The sequence below is a fragment of the Haemophilus sp. THUN1690 genome (genome assembly GCF_059704375.1).
The window spans coordinates 1,161,521-1,177,868 of record NZ_AP046582.1; the positions used below are offsets into that span (position 1 = coordinate 1,161,521).

The 16,348-nt window shown below is 38.2% G+C and carries 18 protein-coding genes; 1 reads left to right on the forward strand and 17 read right to left on the reverse strand.

Translation table 11 applies throughout. The features are described from left to right. Nucleotides 1-168: 168 nt before the first annotated feature. From AC6H22_RS05435 to AC6H22_RS05450, 4 genes are all read right to left on the reverse strand, one after another. Nucleotides 169-1,077, reverse strand: a complete 909-nt coding sequence (locus tag AC6H22_RS05435; RefSeq protein WP_118817104.1) for a siderophore ABC transporter substrate-binding protein — start codon at nt 1,075-1,077, stop codon at nt 169-171. A 230-nt stretch (nt 1,078-1,307) separates the two neighbouring features. Continuing rightward, complete coding sequence (locus tag AC6H22_RS05440; RefSeq protein ID WP_118817105.1) at nt 1,308-2,075, reverse strand: iron ABC transporter ATP-binding protein; 768 nt, start codon at nt 2,073-2,075, stop codon at nt 1,308-1,310. Further along, nucleotides 2,066-3,025 carry an iron chelate uptake ABC transporter family permease subunit gene (locus tag AC6H22_RS05445; RefSeq protein ID WP_118817106.1) on the reverse strand — a complete coding sequence of 320 codons (960 nt, stop codon included), beginning with the start codon at nt 3,023-3,025 and terminating at the stop codon, nt 2,066-2,068. Before AC6H22_RS05445 ends, AC6H22_RS05440 begins: the two co-directional genes overlap by 10 nt. Further along, nucleotides 3,018-3,971: an ABC transporter permease gene (locus AC6H22_RS05450; RefSeq protein WP_118817107.1), complete on the reverse strand. Its 954-nt coding sequence runs from the start codon at nt 3,969-3,971 to the stop codon at nt 3,018-3,020. The genes AC6H22_RS05445 and AC6H22_RS05450 overlap by 8 nt, the downstream gene beginning before the upstream one ends. Before the next feature lie 167 nt (nt 3,972-4,138). Here AC6H22_RS05450 and gorA point away from each other — a divergent pair, with 167 nt between their 5' ends. Further along, complete coding sequence (gorA, locus tag AC6H22_RS05455) at nt 4,139-5,509, forward strand: glutathione-disulfide reductase (RefSeq protein WP_118817108.1); 1,371 nt, start codon at nt 4,139-4,141, stop codon at nt 5,507-5,509. 70 nt (nt 5,510-5,579) lie between these two features. Here the strand turns inward: gorA and pnuC are convergent, their stop codons facing one another. The 13 genes from pnuC to corC all read right to left on the reverse strand — a co-directional run bounded on the left by pnuC (nt 5,580) and on the right by corC (nt 16,228). Then, nucleotides 5,580-6,257, reverse strand: a complete 678-nt coding sequence (pnuC, locus tag AC6H22_RS05460; protein WP_118817109.1) for a nicotinamide riboside transporter PnuC — start codon at nt 6,255-6,257, stop codon at nt 5,580-5,582. A 165-nt stretch (nt 6,258-6,422) separates the two neighbouring features. Then, nucleotides 6,423-7,190 carry an amino acid ABC transporter ATP-binding protein gene (locus AC6H22_RS05465; RefSeq protein WP_118817110.1) on the reverse strand — a complete coding sequence of 256 codons (768 nt, stop codon included), beginning with the start codon at nt 7,188-7,190 and terminating at the stop codon, nt 6,423-6,425. A gap of 9 nt (nt 7,191-7,199) precedes the next feature. Beyond that, a complete protein-coding gene (locus AC6H22_RS05470; protein WP_005633396.1) occupies nt 7,200-7,916 on the reverse strand; it encodes an amino acid ABC transporter permease in 717 nt (238 codons plus the stop codon). After that, nucleotides 7,900-8,673: an amino acid ABC transporter substrate-binding protein gene (locus AC6H22_RS05475; RefSeq protein WP_009499785.1), complete on the reverse strand. Its 774-nt coding sequence runs from the start codon at nt 8,671-8,673 to the stop codon at nt 7,900-7,902. Before AC6H22_RS05475 ends, AC6H22_RS05470 begins: the two co-directional genes overlap by 17 nt. Before the next feature lie 300 nt (nt 8,674-8,973). After that, on the reverse strand, nt 8,974-10,248 hold the full coding sequence (gene murA / locus AC6H22_RS05480; RefSeq protein WP_009499784.1) for a UDP-N-acetylglucosamine 1-carboxyvinyltransferase: 1,275 nt from the start codon (nt 10,246-10,248) through the stop codon (nt 8,974-8,976). 11 nt (nt 10,249-10,259) lie between these two features. After that, nucleotides 10,260-10,517, reverse strand: a complete 258-nt coding sequence (locus AC6H22_RS05485) for a BolA family protein (protein WP_005631356.1) — start codon at nt 10,515-10,517, stop codon at nt 10,260-10,262. Nucleotides 10,518-10,528: 11 nt separating this feature from the next. Next, the gene (locus AC6H22_RS05490) at nt 10,529-10,855 is read right to left on the reverse strand and encodes an STAS domain-containing protein (protein WP_118817111.1); all 327 of its coding nucleotides are present in this window, start codon (nt 10,853-10,855) and stop codon (nt 10,529-10,531) included. A gap of 10 nt (nt 10,856-10,865) precedes the next feature. Further along, complete coding sequence (gene mlaC / locus AC6H22_RS05495; RefSeq protein WP_192877056.1) at nt 10,866-11,510, reverse strand: phospholipid-binding protein MlaC; 645 nt, start codon at nt 11,508-11,510, stop codon at nt 10,866-10,868. A 28-nt stretch (nt 11,511-11,538) separates the two neighbouring features. Continuing rightward, the gene (gene mlaD / locus AC6H22_RS05500; protein WP_118817112.1) at nt 11,539-12,045 is read right to left on the reverse strand and encodes an outer membrane lipid asymmetry maintenance protein MlaD; all 507 of its coding nucleotides are present in this window, start codon (nt 12,043-12,045) and stop codon (nt 11,539-11,541) included. Nucleotides 12,046-12,054: 9 nt separating this feature from the next. Further along, nucleotides 12,055-12,840, reverse strand: a complete 786-nt coding sequence (mlaE, locus tag AC6H22_RS05505; protein WP_118817113.1) for a lipid asymmetry maintenance ABC transporter permease subunit MlaE — start codon at nt 12,838-12,840, stop codon at nt 12,055-12,057. Then, the gene (mlaF, locus tag AC6H22_RS05510; protein WP_118817114.1) at nt 12,837-13,631 is read right to left on the reverse strand and encodes a phospholipid ABC transporter ATP-binding protein MlaF; all 795 of its coding nucleotides are present in this window, start codon (nt 13,629-13,631) and stop codon (nt 12,837-12,839) included. The genes mlaE and mlaF overlap by 4 nt, the downstream gene beginning before the upstream one ends. Before the next feature lie 39 nt (nt 13,632-13,670). Beyond that, nucleotides 13,671-15,209, reverse strand: a complete 1,539-nt coding sequence (lnt, locus tag AC6H22_RS05515) for an apolipoprotein N-acyltransferase (protein WP_118817115.1) — start codon at nt 15,207-15,209, stop codon at nt 13,671-13,673. A 119-nt stretch (nt 15,210-15,328) separates the two neighbouring features. Further along, the gene (corC, locus tag AC6H22_RS05520) at nt 15,329-16,228 is read right to left on the reverse strand and encodes a CNNM family magnesium/cobalt transport protein CorC (protein WP_118817116.1); all 900 of its coding nucleotides are present in this window, start codon (nt 16,226-16,228) and stop codon (nt 15,329-15,331) included. Nucleotides 16,229-16,348 lie beyond the last annotated feature (120 nt).

A 16,348-nucleotide genomic window follows, 5' to 3' on the forward strand; every position in this document is an offset into this window, starting at 1 on the left:
ACGTCACTGAATAATTATAAAAAAGAAAGAATAGAGAACATCCTAAAATCACATTAATGATAATGATTTGCATTAATTTAGTAAAGTGTAAATTTAGATTTTTGAGTGAAAAAGAAAATCGGCGAGCCAAAAGAACCGCCGACTTATCAAAAAAGAAAAATATTGCGTTTATTTCACCGCTTTTTCAAGCTCCGCAGCAATAATCTCCATGGATTCCAATCCTCCAAAAGCCAAATACCAATTTGCGGCATCTAAATATACTATATGGTTGTTTTTAAATGCATTTGTTTGTTGGATGAGGGAATTATCAAGCACTTTTTGCGCATTGTTTACTTTGTCGGTGACTACCGCAGTGCGATCCACCACAAGTAAATAATCTGGATTTTTTTCTAAAATATATTCAAAACCAACGCTCATTCCATGAGTGGAAGATTTAATATTCGGATCCGCCGGTTTAAAGCCAAATTTTTGATACACCATGCTATAACGCGAGTTGTCGCCAAAGGCGCTGATTTTGCTTTCATTTACTAACACTAGCAACGCCGTTTTGCCTTTCGCATCTTTTGCTACTTGCGCTACTTTGTTTTCTAAAGCATCCAATTTTTCTTTTGCCACGGCGTCTTTATTGAAAATTTTACCAAGCGCGGTCACATTTTCTTGGAAACTTGGGTAATAATTGGCGTAGTCGTTTTGTACATAGAACACCGGCGCGATTTCTTTCAATTTATCCAACAATTTTTGTTGGCGCGACGCGGCGATAATTAAATCCGGATTGAGTTCGTTGATGGCTTCAAATGCTGGTTCAGGTAGGGTGCCGACGTTTTTGAATTTGTCTTGGTTGAACTCAGCTAAATACTCTGGAATATGCCCTGCTTTCGGGAAGCCCACGATTTTACCAGCATCGCCTAAGGCGCGGATGGTATCCGCTACGCCAAAATCCAGCACCACCACTTTTTGTGGATTTTGTGGCACGATTTGTTCACCAGCTGCATTTTTTACGGTTATGTCTTGTGCGTTTGCCGTTGCCGCTGCGAAAACTGCAATGCTAAGTGCGGTGAGTTTTTTCAATGTTTTCATAGTGTTTCCTTGTGTAATGTTATTAAGGTAAAGAATGCTTCGCTCACCCTGTTTACAGAGGAGGTGCGCAAGTTGAGAGGGGAACCCTATATGGCCCCTTCCTCCCTTTCAGCACGTTATTCGCTACGTTCACCCGATAGGGTTCGTTGGCAAAGCCAATACTCAAAATGCTATGTATTTTGTTCCCCACAAGCAGTGGAAGGGCAAGATAATTTTTATTTAATAAAAGATCATTCCTGACGAAAATAAACCGCAATCCTTCTCCCATCAATTTCTTGAATCGGAATCGTCATTTCGTAAATATCCTGCAGCACTGGTGATTGCATCATTTCTTCCACAGAACCTTGCGCAACGAGCTTACCTTGTTTCATGGCGATAATATAATCAGAATAACAGGACGCAAAATTGATATCATGAATCACAATCACGACGGTTTTATTCAGCTCCGTGACGAGTTTATGCAGCACCTGCATAATTTGCACGGAATGTTTCATATCCAAATTATTGAGCGGTTCATCGAGCAAAATATAATCTGTATCCTGCGCTAAAGTCATCGCAATATAAGCGCGCTGGCGTTGTCCACCACTTAGGTTTTCAATGTATTGATGACGAATTTCATCTAAATTCATATAAGCAATAGCGTTGCTGATAAAAGTGCGGTCGTTTTCGGTGAGATTTCCTTTAGAGTAAGGAAAACGACCGAATGCCACCAATTCTTCCACAGTAATGCGCAAATTAATGTGATTAGATTGTTTTAAGATGGCTAATTGACGAGCAATGTCAGTACTTTTTTGTTCATTCAGTAACTGATTATTCAGATACACTTCGCCGCTATCGGCTGCTAACAATCGGCTGATAATGCCTAGAAGAGTGCTTTTTCCTGCACCATTCGGGCCGATAAAAGATGTAATTTTCCCAGTGGGAATGGTGAGTGATACATCATCCACCACTTTTTTTATGCCGTAAGATTTATGAATATGTTTGATTTCTATTGCCATTTTTTATTTGCTCTTAATAACAGAGAAAGGAAATATATGCCGCCCACAAAATTAATGATCACACTCAGTGGTGTGCTGAAAGTAAACACTTGCGCCAATAAAAATTGTCCGCTTACTAAGGTAAAAACGGAAAGTAACATGGCTGCCGGAATAAGGAATTTATGACGATAATCACGCATAAATTCAAAGGTCACATTCATCACCAGCAAGCCTAAAAAAGTCAATGGTCCCACAAGTGCGGTGGAAACAGACATTAAAATTGCCACAATAATCAGCAGTTTTTTTATCATCGGTTGATAATCCACGCCCAAATTAATCGCCTGTTCGCGCCCCAGTGCCAGCACATCCAAGTATTTCCAATAACGCAAGCTAAACAGCATGACGACAATCAAAATCACCAACGCTAACCAAAGAATATGAGTATTAATTCGGTTGAAACTGGCAAAGCCAATATCTTGCGAGATTTGGAATTCATTGGGGTCAATCAATACTTCCATAAAGATCGTCAGGCTGCCAAAAAACGTGCCAAACACAATCCCGACGAGCAATAAAAAGAAAATATTCTGTGATTCCTTTTTGAACAGAAAATGATAGAGTGCAAGCATAAAGCAAATCATCACGCTAGTACTGCCGAGAAAAAGCGTAATCGGATTGATGGAAAGTAGCGTGTTCGAACCGAATAAAAACAAAATGCCTGTTTGGATTAATAAATACAGTGAATCCACCCCTAAAATGCTCGGCGTGAGAATACGATTATTTACCACCGTTTGGAAAAGCATCGTAGCTAACGCAATCGCAATGCCTGTCACGATAATTGCCGTTACCGATAAAGCGCGATTGGTTAAAGCATATTGCCAGCGGATTGGTAAATGATAGCCAAGATATAAGGAAATGCTCACGAGCACCAGAATCCCTAAAGTCACTAAATGAAGGAACGATGATTTACGCATAACGCTCCCGTTTCAGTAAAAAATACAAGAAAATTCCGCTGCCAATCACACCAACAACAGCATTAATAGAAATCTCGTAAGGGTAAATTAGGCCGCGCCCCAAAATATCGCAGAACAACACAAAAACAGCCCCTAAAAGTGCGGTGTGAGAAAGGTTTTTTTTCAAGTTATCGCCCAAATACAATGTGACGAGATTCGGCACAATCAAGCCTAAAAAAGGAATTACGCCGACAGATACAATAATAATCGACGACACCGTTGCCACAATCATCAAGCCAACATAAAGCACTTGGTTATAATTTAATCCTAGATTAGTAGCGAAATCTTTACCCATTCCGACGATAGAAAAACGATGCGCAAACAGATAAGACACAATCAACATCGGGATGCTGAAATAAAGCAGCTCGTAGCGACCGCTCATGACAAGAGAAAAATCTCCTTGTAACCAGCCGGAAAGGTTCTGCAACAAATCTTGTTGATAAGCGATAAAAGCAGTGATCGAACTAATGATATTGCCGAACATCATCCCTACTAAAGGTACAAAAATCGTATCTTTGAACTTCAGACGGGATAGGATCGTCATAAATAACAGCGAGCCAAGGAAAGACACCAGTACCGCGATAGTGGTTTTCAGCAGCATCGAGGCACCTGGAAAAAATAGAATTGCCAGCAAAATCCCAAGACGCGCGCTATCCATTGTGCCAGCGGTTGTTGGCGATACAAAACGATTTCGGCTCAGTTGCTGCATCACCAAGCCACAAATACTCAACGACGCGCCCGCAATCAAAATACTCACTAAACGTGGCACACGACTATCAAGAAGAATCTGCCATTGATTGCCTTTAAAATAGAGCAATCCCTGTAAATTAACCGTACTTATGCCAAGAAAAAGAGAAATAGCGGAAAGTAAAACTAATAGAAAAACTAAGTATCGCCGTTTAAACATCTTAAAATGAGAATGATTCGTAACGGAAAAAGGATAACATATCAAAGTTAAAAAAGAAAAGGGGATAGAACGATTATTAATAATGACCAATTACATCAATTTATAGCATTCTTTATAAAAATTAGGCAAAATACGGAAAATTTTTGAGTTCAAAAAAGGATCAAACTATGACTAAACATTATGATTACATCGCTATTGGCGGTGGCAGTGGCGGTATTGCTTCTCTAAATCGTGCTGCAAGCTATGGAAAAAAATGCGCAATCATTGAAGCAAAACATCTTGGTGGTACTTGTGTAAATGTAGGTTGCGTACCTAAAAAAGTAATGTTTTATGGTGCACATATTGCAGAAGCAATTAACAATTATGCGCCAGATTATGGCTTTGATGTTGAAGTGAAAAAATTTGATTTTTCAAAACTGATTGAAAGTCGCCAAGCCTATATTGGTCGTATTCATACATCTTATAACAATGTATTAGCGAAAAATAACATTGATGTAATTAACGGTTTCGGAAAATTTGTAGATGCTCATACTATTGAAGTAGCACTTGCTGATGGTACAAAAGAACAAGTAACCGCAGATCATATTTTAATCGCAACCGGTGGTCGTCCATATCGTCCAAACATTAAAGGACAAGAATACGGCATTGATTCAGATGGTTTCTTTGCATTAACCGAATTACCAAAACGCGCTGCTGTTATCGGGGCTGGCTATATTGCCGTTGAACTTTCTGGTGTATTAAACAGCCTAGGCGTGGAAACGCATTTATTAGTACGTCGCCATGCACCAATGCGTAATCAAGATCCATTAATCGTAGAAACATTAGTGGAAGTGCTTGCGCAAGATGGAATTCAATTACATACCAATTCCACTCCATCTGAAATTGTTAAAAATGCAGATGGATCTCTTACAGTAAAATGTGATGGTCAATCTGATATTACTGTGGACTGTGTTATTTGGGCGGCAGGTCGTGTTCCAGCGACAGATACAATTGGCTTAGAAAATGCTGGCGTAGAAACGAATGAACGCGGCTATGTCAAAGTAGATAAATATCAAAATACTAATGTGAAAGGCATTTATGCGGTAGGCGATATTATCGAAAACGGCATTGAATTAACACCAGTTGCAGTTGCAGCAGGTCGTCGCCTTTCTGAGCGTTTATTCAATAATAAACCGACTGAACATTTAGATTACAATTTAGTTCCAACCGTTGTATTCAGCCATCCACCAATCGGCACTGTAGGTTTAACTGAACCTCAAGCTATCGAACAATATGGTGCTGAAAATGTTAAGGTATATAAATCCTCTTTCACTGCAATGTACACTGCAGTCACTCAACATCGCCAACCGTGCAAAATGAAATTAGTTTGTGTGGGCAAGGATGAAAAAATTGTAGGTTTACACGGTATTGGCTTCGGTGTAGATGAAATGATTCAAGGATTTGCCGTCGCAATCAAAATGGGCGCAACAAAAGCTGATTTTGATAACACCGTGGCTATTCACCCAACGGGTTCAGAAGAATTCGTGACCATGCGTTAATCTTCAAAGCAAAGAAAAAAGAGCGGTAAAATTACCGCTCTTCTTTGTTTCTAAGTTTGCTTAAGTATGTTTAGATACGTTTAACCAATTTCGTCCAGTTATAATAACCGTACAACGAGTTAAGTAAGTAGGCTGAATACATTAAGTACATGGCTGGTGTTTCTGCCCATAAGAAAATAGAAAGGACATTTAAAGCAATCCATAACAACCACTGTTCACGATAACGCAAAATCATTAAAATCTGTGCAGCAACCGTAATAATTGTGGTTAGACCATCTAAACCAGTTGAACTACCGCCAGCCGCTTGTAATGCTTGAATAAAAAGCAAGGTCCCAACCGTAGTCGCAACGATTAATGTCATCCATCCTTTAACAGTTAAAGATTTTGCAATTACACTTTCTCCACCATCACTATTTTGCATATTGGCTTTCCACATGAAGTAACCAATAAATTGAGATGGCAAATATACATAGAGTACGGTATTCATTTCGCCTAAGAAATTTGATCCCCAAGCGACATAAAAATAAGTGTAAGCAAAAACTAATCCAAAGAAATAATTACTAATTTTACCTTTACTTACTAATACCACACACAAAATACCGGAAATACCAGAAATCATTGCTAACCAAGAATCTGGCGCTTGTACATAAGCCCAAATCTGTGCAATGATGAAAAGCGCAAGCCAAACTACCTCAAAAGGTTTCCAACCAGAAACAAATTCTTGTTTTAAACGTTCTGACAAAGTCATGATTTACTCCTGTTGACTTAAATTTGAATGCGATCATTCTTGCATTGTGCGTTGATAATGTAAAGATTCAGAGAAATTTAATTCTCAACTTGTGAAATTCATCACATTTCAATCAAATCCTAAATAATCCATTATTCAGAAAACTCTCTAAAAATTTACCGCACTTTAAATACAATAATCTGGCTCAAGTGGTATTTTTGCTTGTAGCAAGAACTGTTTAGTTCGCTCGTGTTGTGGGCAAGTAAAGAATTTATCTGCTGTATTTTGTTCTACAATATTCCCATCTGCCATAAAAATTACACGATCCGCAACATCTTTCGCAAACTGCATTTCATGCGTAACAATAATCATTGTCCAGCCTTCTTGAGCAAGCATTTTTAGTGTTTGTAACACCTCGCCAACTAATTCGGGATCTAACGCCGATGTAGGTTCATCTAATAAAATAATATCAGGTTTTACCGCAATGGCTCGGGCAATTCCAACTCGCTGTTGCTGACCGCCAGAAAGTTGGGATGGGAATAAATCCGCTTTATTTTTTAGCCCTACCTTTTCTAACAAGCTAAGAGCCTTTTCTCTAGCCTGAGCCTTATCTTGTTTTTGTACGACAACCATTCCTTCCATGATATTTTCAAGGGCGGAACGATGAGGAAATAAATTATATTGTTGAAATACCATTGATGAACGACGGCGTAAACTTAATTCATCCGATTTCGTAATTTTTCGACTAAAATCAATTTTCAAATCACCATCAGTAAAAACTAACTTACCTTGCTCTGGGCGTTCTAACAAATTTAGGCAACGCAAAAATGTCGTTTTCCCTGAGCCTGAGGGACCTAAAATAGCGACAACTTCACCTTTATTTATCTCAAAATCAATGCCTTTTAATACATCATTGCCATTAAAGTTTTTTTGAATATCGGTTACTTTTAACATAAACATTCCTTATAAATGGCGAGATAAGCGAATTTCAAGACGATCTTGTAAGAAAGATAAAACAAAACAGAAAATCCAATAAATCAAAGCTGCCTCACTATAAATTAAAATAAATTCATAGTTTGCTGCCGTAATATTCTGTGCAACACGGAATAATTCTGTCACTAAAACAAGAGAAGCTAATGAAGTGTCTTTCACTGTACTAATAAAAGTATTAGAAAGCGATGGTACTGAAATACGTAAAGCCTGTGGCATAATTGTACGAATAAATGCTTGTCGATAATTCATACCTATCGCATAAGAGGCTTCCCACTGTCCTTTAGGTATAGCAATAATTGAAGCACGAACTGTCTCTGCTGCATAAGCACCAATATTAATAGAAAATGCAATAATCGCTGTTGGAAAGGGCTCTAAAGTAATACCAACTTCAGGTAATCCATAAAAAATAATAAAAATTTGTACTAACATCGGTGTACCTCGAATTATAGAGATATACACTCGACATAAAGCCTGTAACAATTTTAAGGGTAAATTAGGGCTAGGCAAAGTACGAATAACTGCAACAATCACTGCAATAAGCAAACCACAGAAGAAGGAAATGACTGCCAATGGCAATGTGTATAAAATTGCTGCTTCCAACATAGGCCAAAACGAGCTGATTACATAATCAGCTCGTTCTGCGCTCATAAATGGAAGACTCGCTAACCAATTATTGAGTAATATCATCACCAAACCATTCAATTGAAATCTGTTTTAATGTACCATCTTGGCGAAGTGCTTCAAGTGCTTGATTAAATTTTGTAATCAATGCATCTTCACCTTGTAAAAAAGCAAAGGCAGTCGGAATTTTATCCCCACGGTCATAAGCAATTTTTAAACCAGCATTTGGGTGTTGTTTAAAATAATCTAATACCGCCAATTTATCATTAATTGTTGCCTCTGCACGGCCTTGTTTAATAAGCTCTAAGCTCTGTGCTAAACCATCCACTACAAGAATCTGCGCGCCTGCTGCTTTTGCATCTTTACCCCAGTTACTTGTTGCAGATTGCGCAGATTTACGCCCCTTCAAATCTTCAAATGATTTAATACTGTTATCCGATGATTTTGTTACAATCACCCCACCAGAATAATTATAAGGCGTTGTGAAACTATATTTTTTTAAACGCTCTGGGCTTGGGTTAGTTTGGTTTGCAATCACATCAAAACGTTTTGCATTTAACCCCGCATACATTGCATCCCATTGTGTTTCTTTAAATTCCACTTTCAAACCGAGCTTTTCAGCAACTTTACGAATAACCTCTACATCAAAGCCTGTTAATTTTCCACTTTTATCATGGAAAGTAAATGGCGCATAAGTACCCTCAGTTCCCACTAATAAAGTTTTAGTTTTTTCAACGCGGTCAGCAATTTCACCTGCGTGAGAAAATGTTGAGAAAGCAATACCAGCGCTTAAAAGTGCGGTTGTAAAAAGTAATTTTTTCATTTTTTCTTCCTTGTGTTGTGTTTGACTAGACGTGATTATAAAAACCAAACTTATGAAAAAACAAGATTATTTATTTATAGTTTATAAATTTTAGTTATAAAAAAGCGATATGACAGATTACTATCAAAATAAGAAAATAATCTACCGCACTTTCTTGCAGAAAAACAGGTTTCTAAACAATGTGTTCAATCTACCCTTATAAAATTTCAGTAAAAAAATGCCTTTCTAGAGAAAGGCATTAGTAGAAATTTAAGATTATAAATAAACTTGTAATTTCTAATAGAAAAGTGGAGTAGCTAATTACTCTTCATCACTTCCAGAAAAACGTTCAATTTTTGCACCTAGGCCACGTAATTTATCTTCGATATGTTCATAGCCACGATCGATATGATAAATACGATCTACAATGGTTTCACCTGTTGCGATACAACCTGCAAGAACCAAACTGATTGATGCACGTAAATCTGTCGCCATTACTTCGGCGCCAGATAACTGTTCAACACCGTGACATACCGCAGTATTCCCTTCAATTTCTGCTTTTCCGCCCATGCGAATTAATTCAGGAATATGCATAAAACGATTTTCAAAAATCGTTTCAGTAATAATACTTGTGCCCTCTGCCACCATATTTAATAAGGTGAATTGAGCCTGCATATCAGTAGGGAAACCTGGATGTGGCGCAGTACGAATATTCACTGCTTTAGGGCGATTTCCAAGCATATCTAAAGTGATACTATTCTCAGTAACATCAACTTGAGCGCCAGCTTCACGAAGTTTATCAATCACTGCATCTAAGGTATCAGCCTTAGTATTTTGACAAACAACACGACCGCCCGAAATTGCTGCGGCAATTAAGAATGTACCCGTTTCAATACGATCTGGCACGACACTATGCTCACAACCAGTTAAACGTTCAACACCTTCAATCGTAATATGATCAGAACCTGCACCAGATATTTTCGCACCCATTTTATTAAGGAAGTCAGCGGTATCTACAATTTCAGGCTCACGAGCCGCGTTTTCAATCACAGTGGTTCCTTTCGCAAGCGTTGCTGCCATCATAATAGATAAAGTTGCACCTACGCTCACTTTTTCCATGACAATTCGAGTGCCCACAAGACGATCTAATACTTGTGCTTTTACATATCCTTCTTCAAGAACGATGTCTGCGCCTAATTTTTCTAAACCACTAATATGGAGATCAACTGGACGAGCACCGATAGAGCAACCACCAGGTAACGATACTTGGCCTTGATGAAAACGAGCAACCAAAGGCGCCAATGCCCAAATTGAAGCACGCATGGTTTTAACCAATTCATAAGGGGCAGTGAAATGATCAATATTCGATGCATCTAATAAAACTGCACCAGTTTCATCACGATCTACCACCACGCCTAATTTACGTAAAATTTTCAAAGTGGTTTCAATATCTTTAAGCGCAGGAACATTCGTGAGTTTAACGGGTTCTGTTGCCAAAATAGCGGCAAAAAGAATTGGAAGTGCGGCATTTTTTGCACCTGAAATATTCACGGTTCCACTTAAACGAGATTGCCCATAAACACGAAATTTTTCCATTTTTTGAATCCTTAATTAAGTTGGTTTAATGCACGATCACGTTTCCACTTTTCAGTGGTATAAGTTTTAATTGTTAACGCGTGAATTTCGCCAGTAGTAAAATAAGCCATTAACGGAGCATAAATTGTTTGTTGTTGTTTTACGCGAGAAAGTGCAGCAATTTCATCACTCACTACAATCACGCCAAAATGCGCATTTTCACCTTGAGCATAAACCTCTTCTACGTTTAGCGCATCTTTTAAAATTCGTTCAATTTCTTGAAGTTCCATCAAATTTCCGTTTAATTAAGATCTGTAAAATTTGCGATCCAATCAGACAAACCAACAAGATCTGCAAGGGTTAATAATTGTTTTGGTGGATAAACTAATCGCACTGTTTTGTTAAGCTTTTGACACTCTTGTAAAAAATCACAAAGAGCTGCAAAACCTGCTGAATCAATATGTTGAATACCAGACAAATCCCATTCAACAACTGTTTTATCCAGCGCATTAGCTGATAAAAAAACATCACGTTGCTGCCACATAGGCAACAACGTGTTGCGAGATAGCTCCCCTGACAAAAGGAGCGCTATCTTATCATCATTTTTCTTTAAATCCCAATTTAACATGGCAACAAGATTATTTGCTTAATGTTACAGGTTGGGCTGCTGATTTTTGTACTTGTGCAGTTAATGCATCAATGCCATGTTGACGTAAGATACCACTCCATTCTTGTTGTTTTGTCACAACCATGCTCACGCCCTCAGCAACCATGTCATAAGCTTGCCATTCGCCAGTTTTACTATTTTTACGCCATTTAAAATCTAATTTAATTGGCGCAGCTCCATTAACTTGAATGATATTCACACGAATATTTACTAAGTTTTTATCGCCTAATGCTTTTTCTGGCTCGATCTGGATTTGTTGATTTGAATATGCCGTTAATACTTGTGCATAAGCTTGTTCAATAAAATCACCAAAAGCTTTAAAGAATTTTTCACGTTGTTCAGGTGTAGTAGATTTGAAATGAGAACCTAAAACTAAAGAACCTGCATAATTGACTTGAACATAAGGCAGCAAATCATTACGAACGATAGTACGTAGATAATTTGGATTCTTTTTAATCTGGCTTTGATTTGCCTGAATATCAGAAAACAATTTATCTGATGCTTGTTGCATCAATACATAAGGGCTTGTTTCAGCCATAGCAGTACCAGCAGCAAAAAGTGCGGTAAATACTAAGGTTAAAATTGCAAACCATTTTTTCACTTGGAAAAATTTCATCATAAATCTCCTAAATAAATGTTAGTTGTTATTGCCCTTTAGGCTCAGTCTTTTCACTGTTACCATCAGATTTTTTATCGCCGTAAAGGAATTGGCCGATTAAATCCTCCAACACCATAGCAGATTTTGTGTCTTGAATTTGGCTACCCTCTTTAAGCATAGCCGATTCACCATCATCAAATCCCATTGTTAATGCAATATATTGCTCACCCAATAAGCCAGATGTCTTAATTGATAAAGAACTGTTTTCTGGGATTTCATTATATTCCTGATTAATTGCGATACTGACTTTTGGTAAATAGCTTTTTTCATCAAGTGTAATACCGCTCACGCGCCCAATAACCACTCCACCAACTTTTAATGGTGCACGTACTTTAAGTCCACCAATATTATCAAAAGTTGCCGTCACAGTATAAGATTTCGTCTCACCAAAACCTTGTACGTTGGCTACGCGTAAACCTAAAAAAACTAAGGCGCCAATACCAAGTAATAAAAATAACCCTACCCAAAATTCATATTTAATTGTTTGTCTCATAAAAAATCCTTAACCTGCTCCAAACATAATAGCAGTTAAAATAAAATCTAATCCTAGAACAACAAGAGAGGCATGAACAACTGTTCGTGTTGTAGCTTGGCTGATACCTTCTGATGTTGGCATACAATCATAACCATTAAAAAGCGCAATCCAAGTCACGGCTACAGCAAAGAAAATCGCTTTAATAAAGCCATTTAAAATATCATAGCTCCAACTCACGGAATTTTGCATCACAGACCAAAAGCTACCTGAATCAACACCTTTCCAATCCACACCAACTAAGGAACCGCCCCAAATACCAATCGCGATAAACAAGATTGACAAAATTGGCATGGAAATAACTCCTGCCCAAAAACGAGGTGCAATCACTCGACGTAAAGGATCAACAGCCATCATTTCAAGACTAGAAAGTTGTTCAGTCGCTTTCATTAAGCCTATTTCAGCGGTCAATGCAGAACCTGCTCGACCAGCAAATAAAAGTGCGGTAACAACAGGCCCTAATTCTCGTAAAAGAGAAAGCGCTACGAGCTGCCCCAAACTTGTTTCAGCAGAAAAATCGACTAACACAACATAACCTTGTAGTCCTAATACCATTCCAATAAATAAACCGGACAACAAAATAATGAGTAACGATTGGACACCTAAAACATGCATTTGCTTCACAAGCAAAGGAAAATGCTTACGAATTTGTGGCCTGCCGATCAATGCGCCAAATAACATAAAACCTGCTCGCCCTAATGCACGGAAAAAGTCGATCACCTGTTTTCCTAAAGCAGAAATAAAATTGACGATCATTCAAACAATTCCTTCACATAATCTTGCGCTGGGTACTTAAAGCGCACTGGACCATCAGATTCACCTTTTAAGAATTGCACCACTCGCGGATCTTGGCTTTGTAAAAGCTGCTCAGATGTTCCTTCTGCGATGACTTTTTGGTCTGCAATAATATAGGCATAATCTGCAATACTCAATACTTCCTCCACATCGTGTGACACGACGATAGAAGTCAAATTTAACGCTTCATTTAATCGTTTAATGAGGCTCAAAATTACGCCCATACTGATTGGATCTTGCCCAGTAAATGGCTCATCAAACATAATTAAATCAGGGTCAAGTGCAATAGCGCGCGCTAATGCAGCTCGACGAGCCATACCACCAGAAAGTTCTGAAGGCATCAATGCGGCTGCGCCTCGCAACCCAACCGCCTCCAATTTCATCAATACGATTTGACGAATTAAACTTTCAGGCAAATGCGTATGTTCACGAATTGGAAAGGCGACATTATCAAAAGTAGAAATATCCGTAAAAAGCGCACCGGATTGAAATAACATCCCCATCCGCTTGCGTACTTCGTACAGTTCACTATTAGATAGACGACAAATATCTTGCCCATCAAACAAAATTTCACCTTGTTCTGGTATTAGCTGCCCACCTATCAATTTAAGTAAGGTGGTTTTACCAATCCCGGACGGCCCCATGATCGCAGTGATTTTTCCCTTTTTTACTTGCAAATTCAGGTTATCGTAAATCACGCGATCACCGCGTTTAAAGGTGAGATTCTTAACTTTAATTAGATTTTGATTCATTAAAATCTCGTTTATAAATAAAAAGTGCGGTCGTTTTGACTACCATTTTTGTGAAAGGTTCATCTTACGACGAACAACCTCCATCATGCCGTGTAATACTAAAAACAACAATGATAAAGCATATAAAGGCATATTTCCCAACACAGAATAAGGGGTTTTGCCTTCCGCTGGTGCAATGTTATGCGTCAACGTTGTTTCAATAAACTGCGGTGCCTGCGCTAACACCTTACCTTGTGCATCAACAAAGACTGAAATCCCGGTATTCGTTGCACGAATAAGCGGTTTACCCAGTTCTAAAGCTCGCATTCTTGCCATCTGTAAATGTTGCCAAGGTCCAATCGAATCACCAAACCAAGCGTCATTAGAAATTGTGAGCAAATAATCTGTATCTTGTTTCAAATTTTGCCGCACTTGTTCACCGAAAATAATCTCATAGCAAATTGCTGGCGAAAAAGCGCGTTTTTTTGCCATTAAAGATGGCTGAATAGCATCCCCGCTTTGAAATGCAGACATCGGCAAATTAAACACAGAATTAAGTGGTCGCAAAATACTTTCTAGCGGAACATATTCACCGAACGGCACGAGATGATGTTTACTATAACGATTTGACGTATCTGGCAGATAAGGAAAGTCTGGGTTCCCAGCAGTCATAATAGAATTAAGCAACTTACCAGATTTCGTATCTTGGAATACGGTTCCAACCATTATCTCCGTTTTCGTTTCTTTAGCAGCTCGATCTAAACCTTCAAAAAATGGCGTAATCACATTTTCAAGAGTTGGCAACGCTGATTCAGGCAAAATAATTAAATCTGTTTTACCAAGATTTTTTGCGATTAATTTTTGATAAATCTCCAAAGTAGAATAGAAATAAGCCGGATCCCATTTGAGATTTTGTTCAATATTGCCTTGAGCAAGCGTGACTGAAATTGCCTTATCTTCAACAGCTTTTACAAAGTGAATTCGGGATGAATAAGCACTTAATCCCCCCACGATGATCAATAACAAAACATTCGCCAAGACTAATTTAAGATTTTTCGTTTTAAACAAAGACAAAACAAAATTAAAAATTACCGCACTTGCCCAAACGGTAAAGAACGTTAATCCTGTTACCCCAAAAATCGGAGCGATGCCATAAAATGGGCTGTCAATTTGTGTATAACCAAACTGAAGCCAAGGAAAACCGGTAAAAATCCAACCTCGTAAAAATTCCGTCAATGTCCAAATCACGGCAAAAATTACCGCACTTTGAACGTTGAAACGCTGAACCAAATAGGTAAAGAGCATCGGGTATAGAGCAAGATAAGCTGCAAGTAAACCGACAAGGAAATAACTTACACCTAAAGACGCACCGCCAAATTGGTGAATACTGACATTAAGCCAACTCACCCCAAAACAGAAAAATCCCATCGACCACAAAAACGTCGCTAAAAGTGCGGTGGATTTTTTAGGATTTTTAGCGACATAAAGTAAACCGAGTAAAGACACATAGGCTAAAGGCCAATAATCAAATGGCGAGAAGGCAAAAACACCGAGTAAACCAGACGTAATCGCGATAAGATAAGTAAAATATTTATTCATAGATTCAATTATATTTTCGCCCTCACGAGCGTCTTGTGTGTTGAAATTTAAAATTCCATTTCAAGTAAATAAAAAGCACGCGTTATAAAACGCGCGCCATCATTAAGGATGATAAAATGCTATTCGGCTTTTTCTTCCACATCATCCATTTCTGCCAAATGTTCATCAGGCACTGTGACTCGAAGTTGAATCAATCGGCGACTGTCTGCCGAGGTGACTTTAAATTGAAGATTTTTCAACGTAATTTCTTCACCACGTTTTGGTAAATAACCAAAAGTTTGCATAATCAGACCACCAATGGTATCCACTTCTTCATCATCAAAATCTGTATTAAATTGCGCATTGAAATCATCAATATCTGTGAGCGCACGCACAGCATAAGTATGACGAGAAAGCTGACGAATATCCGCGACTTCTTCTTCATCAAACTCATCTTCAATATCGCCAACAATTTGTTCCAAAATATCTTCAATGGTAACAAGACCCGACACTGCACCAAACTCGTCCACCACAATAGCCATATGGAAACGCTCAGAGCGGAAATCTTTCAACATACGATCCACCCTTTTGCTTTCTGGCACAATCACAACTGGGCGCAATAATGAAGATAAATCAAACTCTTCGGCATCTTCACGTAAAAATTTCAATAAATCTTTCGCATGTAAAATACCTACGATATTATCGCGATCATCCGAATCGGCAATCACAGGAAAACGAGAATGAGCTGATTCAATAATTGTGTTTAAACAAGTATTTAAATCTTGTTGATCTTCAATAAAAATAATTTGTGAACGAGGAATCATAATATCGCGAACACGAAGCTCCGCGATTTCCATCACACCTTCAATCATTTCACGCGTATTTTGATCAATTAAATCGTTTTGTTCTGAATCGCGAATCACTTCGACGAGTTCTTCACGATTTTTTAGTTCACCTTGAAAAAAGCGACCAAATAAAGATTGGAAAAAAGTTTTTTTCGTATTTTCAGATTGGTTTGAATTTTGCTGTTCGTCGTTCATATTGGTTTGTAGTTGATGTCTTATTGACGGCGAAAAAGTATCACATTTTAAAAAAAAGCGCAAAAAGCGAAAAGACGAAAATCAATAAAAAAATAACCGCACATTAGGTTTGAACCTAAA

Coding starts and splice junctions, on each gene's coding strand:
- AC6H22_RS05435 (WP_118817104.1), bottom strand. CDS start 1,077: ATGAAAACATTGAAAAAACTCACCGCACTTAGCATTGCAGTTTTCGCA.
- AC6H22_RS05440 (WP_118817105.1), bottom strand. CDS start 2,075: ATGGCAATAGAAATCAAACATATTCATAAATCTTACGGCATAAAAAAA.
- AC6H22_RS05445 (WP_118817106.1), bottom strand. CDS start 3,025: ATGCGTAAATCATCGTTCCTTCATTTAGTGACTTTAGGGATTCTGGTG.
- AC6H22_RS05450 (WP_118817107.1), bottom strand. CDS start 3,971: ATGTTTAAACGGCGATACTTAGTTTTTCTATTAGTTTTACTTTCCGCT.
- gorA (WP_118817108.1), top strand. CDS start 4,139: ATGACTAAACATTATGATTACATCGCTATTGGCGGTGGCAGTGGCGGT.
- pnuC (WP_118817109.1), bottom strand. CDS start 6,257: ATGACTTTGTCAGAACGTTTAAAACAAGAATTTGTTTCTGGTTGGAAA.
- AC6H22_RS05465 (WP_118817110.1), bottom strand. CDS start 7,190: ATGTTAAAAGTAACCGATATTCAAAAAAACTTTAATGGCAATGATGTA.
- AC6H22_RS05470 (WP_005633396.1), bottom strand. CDS start 7,916: ATGATATTACTCAATAATTGGTTAGCGAGTCTTCCATTTATGAGCGCA.
- AC6H22_RS05475 (WP_009499785.1), bottom strand. CDS start 8,673: ATGAAAAAATTACTTTTTACAACCGCACTTTTAAGCGCTGGTATTGCT.
- murA (WP_009499784.1), bottom strand. CDS start 10,248: ATGGAAAAATTTCGTGTTTATGGGCAATCTCGTTTAAGTGGAACCGTG.
- AC6H22_RS05485 (WP_005631356.1), bottom strand. CDS start 10,517: ATGGAACTTCAAGAAATTGAACGAATTTTAAAAGATGCGCTAAACGTA.
- AC6H22_RS05490 (WP_118817111.1), bottom strand. CDS start 10,855: ATGTTAAATTGGGATTTAAAGAAAAATGATGATAAGATAGCGCTCCTT.
- mlaC (WP_192877056.1), bottom strand. CDS start 11,510: ATGAAATTTTTCCAAGTGAAAAAATGGTTTGCAATTTTAACCTTAGTA.
- mlaD (WP_118817112.1), bottom strand. CDS start 12,045: ATGAGACAAACAATTAAATATGAATTTTGGGTAGGGTTATTTTTATTA.
- mlaE (WP_118817113.1), bottom strand. CDS start 12,840: ATGATCGTCAATTTTATTTCTGCTTTAGGAAAACAGGTGATCGACTTT.
- mlaF (WP_118817114.1), bottom strand. CDS start 13,631: ATGAATCAAAATCTAATTAAAGTTAAGAATCTCACCTTTAAACGCGGT.
- lnt (WP_118817115.1), bottom strand. CDS start 15,209: ATGAATAAATATTTTACTTATCTTATCGCGATTACGTCTGGTTTACTC.
- corC (WP_118817116.1), bottom strand. CDS start 16,228: ATGAACGACGAACAGCAAAATTCAAACCAATCTGAAAATACGAAAAAA.